Raw genomic sequence first — 15693 nt, forward strand, 5'->3', positions numbered from 1 at the left:
ACTCCAATGTCCTCAACCGAGCGTTGCTGCCAATTCTAGTGGAGAAGGACGGGTACCGATGACCTTGACGCCAATCGAGCTGCTGAAGGCGAATGCGCCGACAACCCGCCCTGTTGTGGCGCTGAGCGAAGGAGCAGACCCGCGGATAGTAGCAGGGGCGCTGGCGGCACATAGTGCCGGTGTCGCCGATATCATTCTGGTCGGACCAAAAACAGAGGTTGAAGCCGCATTGCAGGCCGAAGACGCATCAGCAGGCGACGGTATCTCGATCCACGACCCGGCCCAATCTTCCCTGACTGAGGCTTTTGCAGCCGAGTATTATAACCTGCGAAAACACAAGGGTGTTGACGAAGCCAAGGCGCGACAGGCGGCGGAAACGCCATTGGTCTATGCGGCGATGCTGGTGAGACTCGGACACGCAACAGGCACAGTGGGAGGAGCGGTACATACAACTGGCGATGTTGTCAGAACCGCAATTCAGGTCATTGGCATGAAACCTGGCGCTGGAATGGTGTCATCCTTTTTTCTGATGTACCCGCCCGAAAACGCACAACCCGGTGCACGGGCGATGCTGTATTCTGACTGCGGATTAGTAATAGACCCGAATTCGGAAGAATTGGCGAGTATTGCTGCTGCGTCGGCGGTTTCCGCGCGTGCCTTGCTGCGGGAAGAACCAAAAATCGCGATGCTGAGCTTTTCAACCAAGGGCAGCGCACGCCACCCGTCGGTCGACAAAGTAGTCAACGCAACAGAAATACTCCGGGCGAAACACCCGGAATTGAATGTTGATGGAGAATTGCAATTTGACGCCGCATTTGTTCCATCGATCGGCGAACGCAAATCACCCGGATCGACAGTTGCCGGACAGGCGAACATCAAGATTTTCCCAAATCTGGATGCCGGGAATATTGGCTATAAGATGACCCAGCGGTTAGGCGGTTATCTGGCAATTGGACCGGTTCTTCAGGGCCTAGCCAAACCAGCCAACGACCTCTCGCGGGGCTGTAGTGCAGAGGATGTGACACAGATTATCGCTGTGACCATCCTTCAGGCAATTGAATCCTAGAATCAGGCACCTGGCCTTCAGTTTTGACAGGCTAGCGACCCATTCAAGACACTTAAAGGACCTGTCTGAATGGTCTCCGCCAATGCGTCTCTCCCTCACCTACCTGAAAATGAAACATCGGGAGGCGATCTCCTTCTTGTCGCATTTTGCACGCTGGATATCTGATACATCCGAAACCTTGGGGTCAGCACCGAGGTGTATAGTTCGGCGGCGCCGGGGACTGCGGTGTAAGCACCATTTCTTGATGATAGCCCAAGCCCGTCAATTCACTTGGAGTCCGCTATAGCAACCCCGTTCCAGTCTACCGGTGGTGGCGACACCAGATAGGTGTTTGAGCGCTCTATCATTATAGCTGAAGCCTGATCACCGCCCCGGCCTCGTTCTGCAGCTTCGAAAGCCCGGATCGCCGCTTCGAAACGGAGGTTTCGGTAGTGCTCAAGTCCTTCTTCGTAAGCTTTTATCCATGAATGCGATCCCGCAGAACTGTCGGCCATTTCGATTAACTCATAAATCACCAGACCACCTGTTCGACCATAAACTGCCAATGTGTCGAGCTCGCGTACTACAATTGAATCACTTGCAGCACGGCGCGTTTCCGGGCCGATCAGAACCGAAGTTCCATAAATCTTGTTGGCACCTTCCAGACGGCTGGCAATATTAACAGCGTCGCCTATCGCTGTATAATTCAATCGCTCTTCTGAACCGATATTCCCGACCAGCGCATCGCCTGTATTTAGTCCCACACGTATGCTCAGGGGGCGCCCCTCATCATCTTTGATACCTGTTGCGGCAACGGATTCGACAAGATCCAAAGACGCCCTGCAGGCATGTTCGGCGTGATCGGCGTCGGCACGCGGGGCACCCCAGAAGGCCATGACAGCATCACCCATAAACTTATCAATCGTCCCATCATGTCGGGCGATAGCGGAAGATGCAGCGCTGAAGAACGGCGCCATTAACTGAACAATTTCGGGGCCCAGCTTTTCCGAAAGCCCTGTAAAACCAGCCACATCACAAAACAGAACTGAAATTCGCTTTAGGTCTCCGCCCGGCTGCGTTTTGATCCCCTCTGCAACCAACATCCGAACAAGATCAGTTGGTACATATTTGCGAAAGGCCGATAGGCCTGCCGCCATATTCGCGGTTGCCGCTGAAAGATTCGAAAGTTCGCGAAGCTTTGAGGGTCTGCGGGTGATCTTTTCAGTATCAAATCTTTCAACGCGGCTCAGGTCTTCGACGATGCGTGCCAAAGGATTTGCGACAACCGTTCGGACAAGCCAAATTGCCAGCGCCGTTGCAACGACGACAACTCCGACCAGAATATAGAGCAAGTTCACCAGTGTCTGATTGATTCCGGACAAGAAAGCAGACTCGGGAATAACCGTCGCCACGCGCCACCCATAAAACCCCAACGGTGTCAGAGCCACTGCATAGGGCACACCATCGTTCACAATCCTAGTTGTAGAGTTCATGGACGCGCGCGAAATCGAATTCCCCAGCAGTTGCTGCCCGGACTTCTTGGCAACTTCGTAAAGCTGACCTTCACCCATCCGGGCAGGTGTGATCTCATCCGCCTCGGGATCAGGAACTGCGATCACTTTCCCGTCAGCGTCAAGAATAAATGCAGCGCCAAATTCACCAGGTCGCAGTGTGCCCAGAAAACGCGACAGTCTGTCAGTTTCGATGACAACAGCCAGTACACCCTGACGCTTACGATTTACGTCGACGGGGCCTGCAAACGCATAAACCGTCTTGTGACCACCGGGCAGATCGCGGGCTTCGATCCAGTCGGCAGTGCCCCGGCCTATGAAATTCCGATACCAAGCGTGATCACGCGGATCAAAGGTTGTCGCCGAGAAAGCCCGTTCTTCGAACTGAATATCGCCCGGGATAAAAATGTATCGGTCAGTCCGCAGCATTCCATCTCGGATTTCGCTGTCGATCTCGATCATCTCAAGCCCACCATCCCCCAAGCGATGAGCGGCGAAGTAATTCCCGTCCGGCCAACCAAACATGATCCACGAAATGTTTGGTTGCGCCTGCAGTTGCGACAGAAAGACAAACTCGCGTTTGTCGGCCTGTCGCGTGGCGATGACGTCCTGAACAAAGATGGTTCGCACAGCTGCCCAGGCTGCCTCGGCAGATCTTAGCGTCAGGCCAACTTCGATCCGAACAGTATTTGCGATCTGACTATTGATCTCAGCCGCCAGCATTCGGCTGTTCTCGCGTGCAGTCGTCCACCAAAGCGAATGCACCAGAAAAGTTGACACGCCAATCGACAACGCAACCAGCAGAGTCACCGCGATCCCTACACTGATGCGCATGTCTGCTCCAACACGATACATCGTCGGGAAAATGCAATTTCACTGCGCGATTCGACCATATGATTCCTCATGCCCCGGCCCGACATGGCCAATCTACCCAGATTGACCACTAAATAGCCTGACCATTTGACGCGCCGTGCCAAATGACCTCTTTCTCGGTGAATGATCGCACACAAACTGGTAGCAGCGTAATCAATTCACATTGAACGAACCCGCGCCTTAGAATTCGAAGGGCCAACGACCTCTACCCAGTCACGGTACAAATGAAAATCAGTCGCACTAATCCCAGGTTCAATGTTCAAGCCCCCGTGTGTGATAGAAACTGAACTTCGATATTTCAATCGTTGCAAAACGACCCGTTCCCGGCTGTTGTCACAATCAGACAGTAAGAAAATTGGCCAGACCCACCGAGGGAGGTCCGACCGCCGTAAGTTCTCGATATCGCCTACTACGCCACTTCAAGCGCGTCGGAATTGATAGCGAAACGAGCGGTTGCTGGATCGGACATGTAACGCACTTCCAACTCGTCGAGACGACCGGTCAATTCGTTCACACAATCGATGATGCACTGAACTTTCGCGTCATCCATCAGGTAACTGAAATTCAGACGTACCCAACCCGGTTTAAGCAACTCTTTTCCATCCCGCAGATCGCTGAATAGCTGTTCGGATTCAGGTTGTCCTATTTCCAGAAGCCGATGCGCATACGGACCTGCGCAGGCACATCCACCTCGTACCTGAATACCATAAACGTCGCTTAGCATTCGGGTAAAAAGCTGGTGGTGGAAACGCGATCCATCGGCACGGCTCACCCGAAATGAAAAGATTGGCAATCGATGCGGATGATCAACGCCCAACAGGGTCAGTTGCGGGTTTTTTGACCACGCCTTCAATGCCATTTCGTTCATCTCTGCTTCGCGTGCAGAGATGAAGGCCTGACCAATTTCGTCTTTGACGATAAAGGCCAGCGCGGCGCGAATATCACCAATAACATTGGGGGTGCCTGCCTCTTCGCGGGCTGCTATATCGGATGAGTACCGATGATCCCACGGCGACACGAAGGTTACCGTCCCTCCTCCTGGCCACGATGGGATATCCAGACAAACAGTATCATCGCGCACTATCAATACCCCGCTGCCTCCAGGCCCCCCCGGAAACTTGTGTGGTGAAACAACGACTGCGTCTTTTTGGCAATCATCTGCGGGGTTCATATCAATCGGCAGATAGGGACCAGCCCCTGCGTAATCCCAGACCGACAATGCACCATGGGACTTGAGCAAGCGCGTGACCTCATCGGTCGGAGTGACAATACCCGTGACATTGGACGCTGCCGAAAAACTGCCGATTTTGACGTCAGCGTCAGCATGATCCTTCAATGCCGCTTCAAGCAGCGCCAGATCAGGGCCACCTTCTGCGGCTTCGGGGATTTCCACTACTTCAGCTTTTGATTCACGCCATGGCAGCAGATTGGAATGGTGCTCGTAAGGACCAATAAAAACAACAGCCTTGGCAGCGTCGTTGATACCAAACAGCGCGACAAGCCGGTTAAGGCCTGCAGTAGCACCAGAACCGGTAAATATCGTGCTGCACCCTGCAGCATTGGTAAGACGCGAGATTTCAGCCCGGGCTTCGGCGCGCAGGCGGGTCATAAAGGAACCGCAGAACGATGCTTCGGTATGGCTGTTGGCATAATAGGGCAGCACGGAATCTCGGATGTAGTCCTCAACCTGAGCAAGAGCCCGTCCGGAGGCAACATAATCTGCGTAAACGAGTGATACATCGCCAAACAGGCCCGGGATGCTTGCCCCGTCACCAATTACGCCTTCGCGCAAGTTGCGAACAAGGTTATCGGATTTTAGAGAACTACGAAAATCTGCAAGCGACATGTGAATACTCCTTTGATGAGTATTTTATATGCAACAATAGAAAAATATGACCCAAAGTTATCACCATTGGCATAATAATCGATAATTATGAACGAATAATAGGGCCGTTATTGGGTTAATTTGCCAACTCTAAGTTTCTGCCACACCGTTATCGAGGCGCTCGTTTAGCGCCACCTCCGCATTTGTCAAACTCAACGGAGAAAAACCGGCAGTGAAGTCGGGCCACGAAAAGCAAAACCCCTGAACTCTACTTCCCGCGAGGGATCGGCCTGCATATTTGGAAAACACCGGAACAAATACGGCAGCAGCGCATCGCTTACCAGACGACGATACAGATCGCCCCCCATACACCGATGCGGACCCAACCCAAAGGTCTGGTTTGCACTAAGCGGGCGATGAATATTGAACAGATGAGGGTCCTGCCAGTAGTCTTCATCATGATTGGCCGAGCCCTGCACAACCATGATTGTTTCACCTTTGGGCAACGTTACTCCGCGTAGGGCAATTTCACTGGCAACTATACGTGGGCTGGTCTGAATAGGGGTAACCCAGCGCAGCCCTTCCTCACATGCCGAGTCCCAACGATCGGATTCTATGCAGTGATTTAGCTGATCCGGATTGCGTAGAAGCCCGTGGATCGTGGTTGAAATCGCATCACGGCTTTCGACCACCGCGCCCCCGATACAGATTTTTAGATTTGTGCGTATCTGACTTAGTGAAAGTGGATTAGGCGCATTGACCATCACTGACAAAACGGAAGGATTGGGGTTTTCGCGATGAAAATCGACCATCCTGTCAAAACACCGGTTCATTTCATCGTTGGCACGATCGCTGAGCGCAAATACGGCCGGGTCAAAACCTGAGTTCATGGCCCCCGTGATCAAGGCATTCGCCCAACTGAAAAGTTGATCCTGATCGTCAGGCTGGATGCCTAAAACGTGTTGCAGGTAGAGCGCCGATAGCGGAGCCGCCAAGGTCTGGCGAAGGTCCGTTGTGGTCTGATCGCGCAAAGCGGATACAGCCAATTCAGTGACTGCTTGGAACCTAGCCCTCCAGGTATCGCAAATGTGGCGAGCATGAAAGGTTTCCACCATTGCATTTCGCTCGTCCAGATGCGCCGGACCATCTTTACGCATCAACGTGTTGCCACCAAACGCTCGTTCCATTGCCGTCCTGGAATCGGAGGAATGAAAATGTTGTGTATCCGTTTTGGCCAGATAGGTGTCGTCTGCCTTGGTCAAAACAATCCGGCCGATCGCCTCTATCCGGACCACAGGCGTTTCGCGCCGCAAACGTCGATAGACAGAGGCTGGATCTCTGTCGAGCATTTCAAGGGTCGTGTCGGAATCTACGGGAACTTCGTGCCTCGCAGCAGAGATTTCAGTCATGGCTCTGCTCCTTGTACCCAGAAATTGGCTCGCAGCGGCATTCAGGCGATCAGGCCGCCTGAATGTTGATCTCGACTTCGGTGTTCAATGAGTTGCTGACAGTGCAAATAGCTTTGGCCTGCTTCAAGATGCGGGTGGCCATCACCTCATCATCCACCACGTCGCCGATGATCGTGATCTCGGCCTTCTCCAACCGACCGGGCAATTCAGGAGACTTGGTGCCTACAATTTTGACTGTGAAAGGGTTCAACTGCGATTTACGTTGCGCAGCCGCCCACTCGACTGAGCGTATGATACATGAACCAAGCGAAGCAATCATCGTGTCCACCGGAGTTTCATGCGGCGGATGAGGAGTAATGTCGTCAGTATCCCCATAGGCATAGCTGAGTTGTGCGCTTCCATCGAAGAACACAAAGACCGGTCCGAAACTCTTGGGCCTCACTTTCAGAACCATAGGGCTGAGCTCCTTTATCAGAATAGCAGATTTGGCAGGAAAAGCGCCAATGCAGGGAACATGGTCAGCACCAGAATGGCGAACAAATGGATCAACCAGTAAGGCACTGTTGCCGCCGCGACGCGTCCCAAGCTGACTTCATTATTGGTCAGCGCCGTCAGGACAGAAAGATTAAGTCCCACCGGGGGTGTGACCTGTCCGATCTCGATCACGATGGTGATGATTACTCCGATCCAGATCGGATCAAACCCCAAGCCCGTCAAAAGCGGAAATACGACCGGCAACGTCATGATCATCAGGGACAATCCGTCGAAGAAACATCCCAGGATCAGATAAATCAGAACGACGATTAACAGCACACTGTAGGTTCCCAAGCCGCTTTCTGCGACCACCTCGAGAATTTGCTGAGGGACACCCAGGATACTTGTGGATTTCGCCAAAATGGTTGCGCCCAGCACCAGAAAACCAACTGCAGCGAACAACAGAACGGACTGATACACCGCCTCAACCAATTTCTTCCAGGTCAAATCCCCCCAAATCGAAGAGATAATGACTGCCAGCACAACGCCCACACCTGCGGCTTCGGTTGGCGTAGCCAAACCACCCACAATGCTGCCGATCACGGCAAAAATCAGGACTAGGAGAGGCCAAATCTGTTTGAAGCCTGCTAAGGCTTGCCACAACGATACCGGCTCCTGGTTACGTGGAGCGATCGATGGGTTGCGAGAGCATTTGACGAACAGATAGGCCATGAACATCAGACCCACTAGGAAACCCGGAATAATGCCTGCGGCAAACAGGCGGCCGATCGAGGTTTCCGTCAATGCGCCGTAAATCAAGAAAGATAGGCTCGGCGGTATTAGTAATCCCAGTGTGCCTCCGCCGGCCAGACTTCCAACCACGGTGTCTTTGTCATAGCCGCGCTTGGACATTTCAGGATAAGCAACCGATCCGACCGCGGCTGCTGTCGAAAGGCTCGAACCGCTGACAGCTCCAAACAATGTGCAAACCGCAATGTTAGTGTGCAGCAACCCACCTGGAATTCGCCAAAACAGAGGCGAGAATGCGGAATAGGCTTTCTCGCTGATTCCGCTCCGCAGCAACACCTCACCAAGCAAGATGAACATTGGCACCGCGCTGAGTGTGAACGAGTTGAAAACGCTCCAGATTGCGTCGATTGCAAGCGAGGTCGCGCCGTTTGAGAAAAAGTAAAGGATAATAAGCCCAGTCAGGCCCAATGCGGCACCCAAAGCGACGCCAGTACCGGCGGTGGCAACCAGCACCCCAATCAGAGTAAGCCAAAATGACATTAGCGGGCCTCGTCGGTAAAGCTCTGTTCCATATCTGTTTCTGAGTCATCCACTCGGTCTAGAACACCGACCAGACGGGCCACAAAAATGGATAGGGTTAGCGTCAGAGAGATCGGCATTAACGCCATCCAGGGATAGAGCAGAATCCGGGTGGTTTCCGTCTTGAGATTGCGCTTGAAAGCAAACTCGAACCAAGGAATCGTCTCGACGATCAACCAGAGAAAGAAGACTATACCAACCAGCAGCGCGGTTATCTGCACAACGACATGCATCTTGCCTTTTAGCCTGTCGGCCAACAGCGAAACGCGCACATGTTTGGCCCGCAAGGTGACCATCGGCAAACCCAAAAATAACGAGACGCTCAATAACAGTCCAACCACTTCCTCTGTGATGTGAAGAGGCGAGTTGGCAAACTTACGCATCAGGACACTGGTTACGATAATGCCAACAATGGCAATCATTCCCAGTGCTGATGCCGCCGCACACGCAAGGGCCAGACGATCCAGCCCTCGCGCGATTAGGTGTTTTAATCTTGTTGCCATCTTTGAATTAGCGGCCCAAAGCGGTCAGAATACGTTCGCGGTAGGCCGGTGCGTTTCCACCAGCTTCTTCCGCCAGCATTTTCCATGTTTCGGTTACCGAGGACACAAAGAGGGCCCGGTCTTCGTCAGAGAAGTCTTCACCCCAGGTCACACCCTCTTCACCAAGTTTTTCACGGGCAGCAAGCTCACGCTCGAAGTCATCTTCATACTGGTTGGTACGGTCCCACAAATCATCTGCTGCTGCAGTGATCGCCGCTTTGGTCGCCTCATCCGTCGCGTCCCACTTGTCGGTGGCCACACCGATTACGTATGGGCCGGATGCCATCGGATAAAGGAATGACGCATACTTGGCCACTTCCTGCAACGAGACCGTATGCGCATAGAGCGCCGGGTAAAGGGCACAGTCAACGACCCCGGTCTTGAGCGCCACATACATTTCTTCTTGTGGGATGATCTGCGCGGCAACACCCAGACGGGTGAAGGTTTCGACCTGATCACGCGCCCAGACACGCAGCTTCTTTGATTTCAGATCCTCAAGGGTGCGCACGGGCTCATCCCGGCAGAAAACTGAAACCGACAGCATCGGGATTGCGACATAACCCACTGAGGACACACCCCAGTCAGCAAACTCTTCTTCATAGATATCGCGGACTGTCGGGATTGCTTTTTCGAACTCCTCGATCGAGCCGATGGTGCCCTGAACAACTACGGAGCTTAGCGCAGGAGCGTCACGCCCTAAATAGTTGGCCCACATCAAGCTCATTTCCACCGCGCCTTTGGGCAAAAAACGCAAGGTATCCGTGTTGGGCAAACCCAGCGAACCGCCGCTGTAGAGAGTAATCTCAGAGCCTTCCGCGAGTGCGCCGTTCACATCTTCGACGAATTGCTCCAGCTCAGCCGTTTCCGGGCGCGTTTCCGGAAGAAAGTTGTTAAAGCGCCACTCATCGGCCATCGCTGGCGAAATGGCTGCTCCTATACCCGAAATACCGAATGCGGCAGCTTGGATAAGTCTATTCATATCGTGTCCTCCTGATGGAAATGATATCTGCGACCTGGTGAATATTATCACCAAAATATCAACCGATTTCAGATTATCCTGTGTATGTGACCACAAGAATGGGGAAAACTTCGCCTAAAGCTTGCGATCGCCCCTAGTGCGATTCTTCCCAATCGAAAACAATCCAATCATGCACTTACAATTAGTTTGGACCAACCAAATCGGGCTGTTCACGTGAATATCAAAGTTCAAGAGATTTTTAATGGCCGCTGCTCAGCAATTGCTTCCATAGAGAAATAGGAGGTAACCGAGTCAAGCTCTACTTCTGAAATCAAGCGCTGATATACCAGATCATACGAGTTCATATCCTCAGTGATGACCTTTATCATGTAGTCGTAATCGCCCCCGATCCGGAAAAAATCTACGACATCCGGAATTTTCAATACGGCGCGGCGGAATGCATCAAGCCATTCCGTCGAATGATGGCGCGTTTTCACCATCATGAAGACTACCAAGCCGAGGCCAAGTTTCTCGCGGTTAACGCGCACCGTCGAACCAACGATTACGCCGGTCTCGTTCAACCGCTGCAAGCGTCGCCAACAGGCGTTCTGAGACAAGTTGACCTTTTCGGCAAGCTCTCGCTGAGAAAGAGAACTGTTCTTTTGCAATGCCTCAATGATTTTTAAGTCTTTGTCATCCATATACGCACGCAATTCATTCAATTGACCCACAAAACAACAAAAAACACAGGAATCTCTTACACACAACACAATAGTATTGGGTCTGCCACGATTTCTCTGACCCCACGAAATGAATCGAGCCCTATCAACCGCCAGACTCGTCCATCGACAAGGTCGACACTTTTCTCGCCCAGCGAGACACCCCACGCGCTTTTGAATACGGCAGCGGTGCAAGCACAATCTGGGCCGCGCGGCGCGCTCATCATGTCACCAGTGTCGAACATGATGTCGATTGGCATCCTGTAATTTCCAACCGGCTGAGCGCGTTTTCCAACGTTGAATTGAGGCTGATTGAGCCCGATGCCAACTACAATCCAGAATACGGATCAAAAAAACCTGGCAATACTTCGCGCAGCTTCGAAAATTATGTCACTGCAATCGAAGGCGCAGAAGGTCCATTCGACGTCATCATACACGGACGCGCACGGGTGGCTTGTTTGAGGCACGGGATAGCACACGTTGCACCTGGTGGCATGATCGTATTTGATAACTCTGGCAGACGGGAGTATCGCAGCCCGATTGAAGCGGTAGAGGCACAGATCAAGACCTACCGGGGGCGCGTTCCATCACTGCCCTACCCCGATCAAACGACACTGATCCAACCCACCCCTGTAGCAGAGAAATGACACTTCCAAACAAGTTAGGGTGTGGACAGCGCCCCGCGCTACGCGTGATAGGCTGGGCCATTTTTGCCGTGACTTTGTACCATTTTACCGTCGCGGTTGCACAGCACTGGTCCCAAATTGCGGCTTGGTCCCCTGGCTGGCAGGCGTGGCAATCGTATTTGCGGCAATATTTTATTATGCAACCGCTTTGCTGCTATTGGCCGAGCTTTGGCAGGGGCTGGTCCAGGGAACGCAAGACCAAACATTTTCACGTGCACTGACGTTTTCAACCTACTCCAAAACGCAGATCGCGAAATATCTACCGGGAGCCGTGTTTCAATATTTGGGCCGGCATTTCTTTATGGCTGACCATGGAGCAAGTCAGGGTGGGTTGGCACTCGCAAATATTCTTGAAATTTGCACTCTTATTCTGGTCGCCGGGCTTTTCGCTCTAATTGGATTTACATTTGGTGCAGCTCCCCACTCACTAGAAATATCTGAGGTCATACCTATTCATTGGCTTGTACCGACAGCGATGGTTATTGCCATTTTGCTGATCAACTAATTTGAAGAATGCTTGGAGCGCACCCCAACACGCCGTCGCGACAAAGGCTTATCTACGGATCGTTGCTTGCTTCCATCTTCTTCTTAGCCATGGGCTTTACTTTGTTGGTATTGGTTGGATTGGTTTCCGGTGACTATGACCCTGCCATCATAGTCATTGCCGTGACGTCTTGGCTGTTAGGCTATGTCACTCCTGGCGCGCCTGGAGGGATCGGAATACGTGAGTTTGTTCTGCTCATCTTCTTACAGGCCTACATACCTGAGGCAGAAGCGCTGATTGCAATCGGGTTGTTCCGCGTGGTCACATCACTCGGTGATCTGGCATTCTTTATCGGCGGCGCTTTTCTGTGGCGTATCTCGCCAAAAGTAGAATGATCATTTGTTTGCCAAACTTGTAGCCCGACTGCACCTTTCAAATAGAGTAAACTATTGAGAAGTTGGCAGTTTTAGGCTCATTGCGACCATCAAGAAGCGGAGATGCGATTAAATCCGGAAAGCGATAGCTGCGGCTGTTAGTCACTTAAATTCACCGCTGGTTTCTTGCTGTTCTGAACAAAAGCAAAAATACAAAAACCGAACCTATGGAAGTCGTGACAATCCCTACTGGCAACTCCTGTGGCGCCAGCAAAAGCCTGCTGAGAATATCCGAACCGGTCAATAACGCAGCGCCAACAATCGCGGCAGTCGGTACAAGGTGGCTGTGCAAAGGTCCCGCAATTCCGCGGGCTATGTGTGGCACCATTAGGCCAACAAATCCGATCACACCCGCCACTGAGACAAAAACTGCAGTTGCCAAAGCTGCCGTGAAAAACATGCTGAATCTCAATCCCTGAACAGGGACCCCAAGAGTTGCTGCGGTTAAATCCCCCGTAAGCAGCGCGTCCAACCAACGACTGCGATACAGCGAATACGTTAGGATCAGGATCAGCCCAACACAAACAAGGGGAAACGTCTCCCAGCGGGCCAAGCCCAATCCACCTAACATCCAGAAGATCACCGAGTGGGCAGCGCGGTTGTCACCCGCAAATATCAAGTAATTGGTGATGGCTGAAAACAGGAATGAAACCGCCAATCCCGCCAGGATTAGTTTCTCTGGCGCACTTGTGCGCAAACCGTGAACCAGCGCCAATACAACGCCCGACGCGACGAGCCCTCCGCAGAAGGCGGCGAGCGGCAGTGTCCAAAAACCCAGCACATCTCCGGTTACGGTGATGACAAACACCGCACCTGCGGCGGCCCCCGAAGACAAGCCAAAGAGAAAAGGGTCGGCAAGATCGTTGCGAGTGGTGGTTTGTAGGACGACGCCAACGATACCAAGTCCGGCGCCTATCACAGCGGCGAACAATGCACGGGGCAACCTGAGATCAAACACGATCCGGTGCATCGGAGACATCTCGCCGTCGTCGATACCCGTGCCACGCATAATTGCAGTAAATGTCTCAGACACCGGGATCGAGGTGGTTCCGTAAATCGTGGAAACCAGCACAAGGGCGGCCAAAATAGCCGCCCCCAGCAGAAGTGTTAAGCCAAATCGGCCCATATCAGTTGAGGCCCGGATGCATCGCTTGAGCCATTTTCGAGATCGCCTCAATATTTGCGGGGCCAGGTGTCAATTCTTCGTACCGCAAGCCGATCCAACGCTCATTCTTGACGGCATCTGTCTGCGACATCACCGGATGCTCTTGCAGGAATTTGAAGGTATCTGCCGCGCCGTTGCCGGTCTGATAATCCAGCAGCACCAGGAATTCGGGGTTAGATGCGGCCACGGCTTCCCAGGAACTACGCCCCCAGCTTGTATCCATGTCATGGGTGACATTCTCACCACCCGCCGCAGCGATCATAGCATCGGGAATGGCAAACTTCCCAGCAGTGAACGGTGCATCCGCCGGACCATCCAACAAGAAAACTCGAGGTTTCGGCAACTCGGTCGTTTGCGCCTCGATCGCGGCCAATTCGTCTTTCCATTCGCTCACTAGCGCCTCGGCCTTGTCCTCGACCTGCATAACCTTGCCAAGACGCAGAACATCGTCAAACAGCAGGTCCATGCTGGACTCGGGGCGATCCTTGTCCAAATGCACACAGCTTTCGGTCAGGATCATGGTTTTGATCCCGAAGGGCTCCAATGTGGCTGGTGTCACATCCCCACCCGGTTTCATTCCATAATACCAGCCCGCGAAAAACAAATCTGGGTCCGCTGCGACGAGGTTCTCAACAGTGGGGTATTTCGGCGCTAGCTCCGGAATGTCACCCCGCAAGGTATCGAATTCCGGGCTGGTCTTGTACCAGCCGGTGATCCCGGTGAGGCCGACGATCTTGTCCTGTAGCCCCAAAGCAAAAGCCATATCCGTCATGTTCATGTCATGCACGACCAACCGTTCCGGCAACGTCTCAAACACAAGGGGTTCGCCGCAATTGTCTACGGTGACTTCCTGCGCTGCAGCGCTACTTGCAATGGCAGTGACCAAAGCCACGGACCAGATGTGTTTCATCAATATTCTCCTGAGTTTATGTAGAAACAGTGGTTCTTCGGATATCAAGAGCCGGTATCACGCGACCCTCATGGTGAAAGCACAGATAATCCACGCCAAAGGTTTCACGGACCCGTTCGGGCGTCAGAACTTCGGCGACCGTGCCAAATCCGGTCAGGCGCGTGGATTTCATCAAAGCAACATGTGTGGCGAATTCAGGGATCATGACCAGATCGTGCACGATCATTACCACTGTGACCCCAAGATCGGCGACCAGCGATAGCATCCGCCCCTTTGCGTCTGGATCCAGATGATTGGTGGGTTCATCGAGAAACAGCAAAGAGGGGTTTTGTGCCAAGGCGCGCGCAATATGCGCACGCTGACGCTCGCCCCCAGAAAGCTGAGCCATCCGCTTTTCTGCCAATGGAGCCAGATCAGTGAGGTCAAGTATCCGGTTCAGTTCGCATGCATGATCTTCGGCCGAGCGATCTGCGCGAATGGGAATCTGACCCAATGCCACATAATCACGCAGTGACAGACGCCCATCAGGAAATTCCTGCTGGCTGACAACGGCTATCATGCGGGCGCGTTCTTTTGCGGATAGGTGCTTGAGGCTTTGTCCATTCATACGCACATCCCCCAATGCCAGTGCTTCGGCACCACAGAGTAGATTCAAAAGCGTTGTTTTACCTGCCCCGTTCGGACCAGCGATCGCAAGAATAGCGCCCTCGTCCAAGGCGAACGAAACGCCTTGCAACAAGATATCTCCGTTAAGCGCGTAATATTCCAGATTTTCGGCAATCAGAAAGCTTTGCTTGGTCATAGCGCTTCCTCAAGCTCAATACGCGGCAGGCGTGAGAGAGTTTTCGTGAACAATGCCCGTGGCCGATCAGTGGCATTTGTCCAACCATCGCCACTGCGCAGATACTGATGGGCAAATTCAACGATCGCGTCCAAATCTTCATCTGTAGAAATGTCACCAAATAGATATTGTGCTTTGCCACGGGCCTGAAAGCCGATGGTGGTTGGCCTTTCACAACCCGCCATACAATTCACAGAGCGGATCACAAATTCCCTCGGCAATATATGCTTCAACGCCTGGGGTACTTTGTCTGCACTTTCGCCACTTCTGCAGCTCGCGCAGACAAGAAGGATATGATCAACATTGTTCGTCATCTCGCCACCGTTTATTGCGCAATTAAAGTTTTTGCAATGTTATATCGTAACGCTCTGATTATTCTGAACACCGCGTTGGGCTCCCCGCATCGGCGGTTCACGTTGTCGACAATGTATTGATCAGCTATTTTCGCATTTCTCACTCCGCTTGTTTCCAAGCGCAGACGGAAGCTG

General features: G+C 52.7%; 16 protein-coding genes. 4 read left to right on the forward strand and 12 right to left on the reverse strand.

Annotation, left to right across the window (positions count from 1 at the left end; translation table 11 throughout):
- Nucleotides 1–58: 58 nt before the first annotated feature.
- The gene (gene pta / locus ACR0KN_RS12245) at nt 59–1066 is read left to right on the forward strand and encodes a phosphate acetyltransferase (protein ID WP_480653823.1); all 1008 of its coding nucleotides are present in this window, start codon (nt 59–61) and stop codon (nt 1064–1066) included.
- Nucleotides 1067–1332: 266 nt separating this feature from the next.
- On the opposite strand, the gene ACR0KN_RS12250 is transcribed toward pta, so the two are convergent.
- The 8 genes from ACR0KN_RS12250 to ACR0KN_RS12285 form a co-directional block, all read right to left on the reverse strand.
- A complete protein-coding gene (locus ACR0KN_RS12250) occupies nt 1333–3390 on the reverse strand; it encodes an adenylate/guanylate cyclase domain-containing protein (protein WP_480653825.1) in 2058 nt (685 codons plus the stop codon).
- Nucleotides 3391–3838: 448 nt separating this feature from the next.
- Complete coding sequence (locus ACR0KN_RS12255) at nt 3839–5275, reverse strand: aminotransferase class V-fold PLP-dependent enzyme (protein WP_480653827.1); 1437 nt, start codon at nt 5273–5275, stop codon at nt 3839–3841.
- Nucleotides 5276–5466: 191 nt separating this feature from the next.
- A complete protein-coding gene (locus tag ACR0KN_RS12260) occupies nt 5467–6663 on the reverse strand; it encodes a cytochrome P450 (protein WP_480653829.1) in 1197 nt (398 codons plus the stop codon).
- A gap of 49 nt (nt 6664–6712) precedes the next feature.
- Nucleotides 6713–7117, reverse strand: coding sequence for an OsmC family protein (locus tag ACR0KN_RS12265; RefSeq protein ID WP_480653831.1), 405 nt, complete (start codon nt 7115–7117; stop codon nt 6713–6715).
- A gap of 17 nt (nt 7118–7134) precedes the next feature.
- The gene (locus ACR0KN_RS12270; RefSeq protein ID WP_480653833.1) at nt 7135–8427 is read right to left on the reverse strand and encodes a TRAP transporter large permease; all 1293 of its coding nucleotides are present in this window, start codon (nt 8425–8427) and stop codon (nt 7135–7137) included.
- Entirely contained in the window at nt 8427–8969 is a 543-nt protein-coding gene (locus tag ACR0KN_RS12275) for a TRAP transporter small permease (RefSeq protein WP_480653835.1), read from the reverse strand. Before ACR0KN_RS12275 ends, ACR0KN_RS12270 begins: the two co-directional genes overlap by 1 nt.
- Nucleotides 8970–8976: 7 nt before the next feature.
- Entirely contained in the window at nt 8977–9987 is a 1011-nt protein-coding gene (gene dctP / locus ACR0KN_RS12280) for a TRAP transporter substrate-binding protein DctP (RefSeq protein ID WP_480653837.1), read from the reverse strand.
- A gap of 227 nt (nt 9988–10214) precedes the next feature.
- Nucleotides 10215–10667, reverse strand: a complete 453-nt coding sequence (locus ACR0KN_RS12285; protein WP_010441613.1) for an Lrp/AsnC family transcriptional regulator — start codon at nt 10665–10667, stop codon at nt 10215–10217.
- 320 nt (nt 10668–10987) lie between these two features.
- Between ACR0KN_RS12285 and ACR0KN_RS12290 the strand changes: the two genes are divergently transcribed.
- The 3 genes from ACR0KN_RS12290 (at nt 10988) to ACR0KN_RS12300 (ending at nt 12250) form a co-directional block, all read left to right on the forward strand.
- A complete protein-coding gene (locus ACR0KN_RS12290) occupies nt 10988–11332 on the forward strand; it encodes an O-methyltransferase (protein WP_480653840.1) in 345 nt (114 codons plus the stop codon).
- Nucleotides 11333–11477: 145 nt separating this feature from the next.
- Nucleotides 11478–11876, forward strand: coding sequence for a hypothetical protein (locus tag ACR0KN_RS12295; RefSeq protein WP_480653842.1), 399 nt, complete (start codon nt 11478–11480; stop codon nt 11874–11876).
- Between the two features lie 8 nt (nt 11877–11884).
- On the forward strand, nt 11885–12250 hold the full coding sequence (locus tag ACR0KN_RS12300; protein WP_480653844.1) for a lysylphosphatidylglycerol synthase domain-containing protein: 366 nt from the start codon (nt 11885–11887) through the stop codon (nt 12248–12250).
- A 151-nt stretch (nt 12251–12401) separates the two neighbouring features.
- Here ACR0KN_RS12300 and ACR0KN_RS12305 read toward each other — a convergent pair whose 3' ends face one another.
- The 4 genes from ACR0KN_RS12305 to ACR0KN_RS12320 are packed head-to-tail and all read right to left on the reverse strand — an operon-like array spanning nt 12402 to nt 15519.
- A complete protein-coding gene (locus ACR0KN_RS12305; RefSeq protein ID WP_010441617.1) occupies nt 12402–13415 on the reverse strand; it encodes a FecCD family ABC transporter permease in 1014 nt (337 codons plus the stop codon).
- A 1-nt stretch (nt 13416) separates the two neighbouring features.
- Nucleotides 13417–14364 (reverse strand): ABC transporter substrate-binding protein, encoded by a 948-nt coding sequence (locus tag ACR0KN_RS12310; protein ID WP_480653846.1) that lies wholly within the window; start codon nt 14362–14364, stop codon nt 13417–13419.
- A gap of 16 nt (nt 14365–14380) precedes the next feature.
- Nucleotides 14381–15166, reverse strand: coding sequence for an ABC transporter ATP-binding protein (locus tag ACR0KN_RS12315; protein WP_480653848.1), 786 nt, complete (start codon nt 15164–15166; stop codon nt 14381–14383).
- Nucleotides 15163–15519: a DUF1636 family protein gene (locus tag ACR0KN_RS12320; RefSeq protein WP_480653850.1), complete on the reverse strand. Its 357-nt coding sequence runs from the start codon at nt 15517–15519 to the stop codon at nt 15163–15165. The genes ACR0KN_RS12315 and ACR0KN_RS12320 overlap by 4 nt, the downstream gene beginning before the upstream one ends.
- Between the last annotated feature and the right edge of the window lie 174 nt (nt 15520–15693).

This window comes from Ruegeria sp. AP7, from assembly GCF_056539905.1.

What these genes read in the sequence shown, in the direction of transcription:
- pta (WP_480653823.1), top strand. Translation starts at nt 59, where the DNA reads ATGACCTTGACGCCAATCGAGCTGCTGAAGGCGAATGCGCCGACAACC.
- ACR0KN_RS12320 (WP_480653850.1), bottom strand. Translation starts at nt 15,519, where the DNA reads ATGACGAACAATGTTGATCATATCCTTCTTGTCTGCGCGAGCTGCAGA.
- dctP (WP_480653837.1), bottom strand. Translation starts at nt 9,987, where the DNA reads ATGAATAGACTTATCCAAGCTGCCGCATTCGGTATTTCGGGTATAGGA.
- ACR0KN_RS12315 (WP_480653848.1), bottom strand. Translation starts at nt 15,166, where the DNA reads ATGACCAAGCAAAGCTTTCTGATTGCCGAAAATCTGGAATATTACGCG.
- ACR0KN_RS12310 (WP_480653846.1), bottom strand. Translation starts at nt 14,364, where the DNA reads ATGAAACACATCTGGTCCGTGGCTTTGGTCACTGCCATTGCAAGTAGC.
- ACR0KN_RS12255 (WP_480653827.1), bottom strand. Translation starts at nt 5,275, where the DNA reads ATGTCGCTTGCAGATTTTCGTAGTTCTCTAAAATCCGATAACCTTGTT.
- ACR0KN_RS12250 (WP_480653825.1), bottom strand. Translation starts at nt 3,390, where the DNA reads ATGCGCATCAGTGTAGGGATCGCGGTGACTCTGCTGGTTGCGTTGTCG.
- ACR0KN_RS12285 (WP_010441613.1), bottom strand. Translation starts at nt 10,667, where the DNA reads ATGGATGACAAAGACTTAAAAATCATTGAGGCATTGCAAAAGAACAGT.
- ACR0KN_RS12265 (WP_480653831.1), bottom strand. Translation starts at nt 7,117, where the DNA reads ATGGTTCTGAAAGTGAGGCCCAAGAGTTTCGGACCGGTCTTTGTGTTC.
- ACR0KN_RS12275 (WP_480653835.1), bottom strand. Translation starts at nt 8,969, where the DNA reads ATGGCAACAAGATTAAAACACCTAATCGCGCGAGGGCTGGATCGTCTG.
- ACR0KN_RS12260 (WP_480653829.1), bottom strand. Translation starts at nt 6,663, where the DNA reads ATGACTGAAATCTCTGCTGCGAGGCACGAAGTTCCCGTAGATTCCGAC.
- ACR0KN_RS12305 (WP_010441617.1), bottom strand. Translation starts at nt 13,415, where the DNA reads ATGGGCCGATTTGGCTTAACACTTCTGCTGGGGGCGGCTATTTTGGCC.
- ACR0KN_RS12300 (WP_480653844.1), top strand. Translation starts at nt 11,885, where the DNA reads ATGCTTGGAGCGCACCCCAACACGCCGTCGCGACAAAGGCTTATCTAC.
- ACR0KN_RS12270 (WP_480653833.1), bottom strand. Translation starts at nt 8,427, where the DNA reads ATGTCATTTTGGCTTACTCTGATTGGGGTGCTGGTTGCCACCGCCGGT.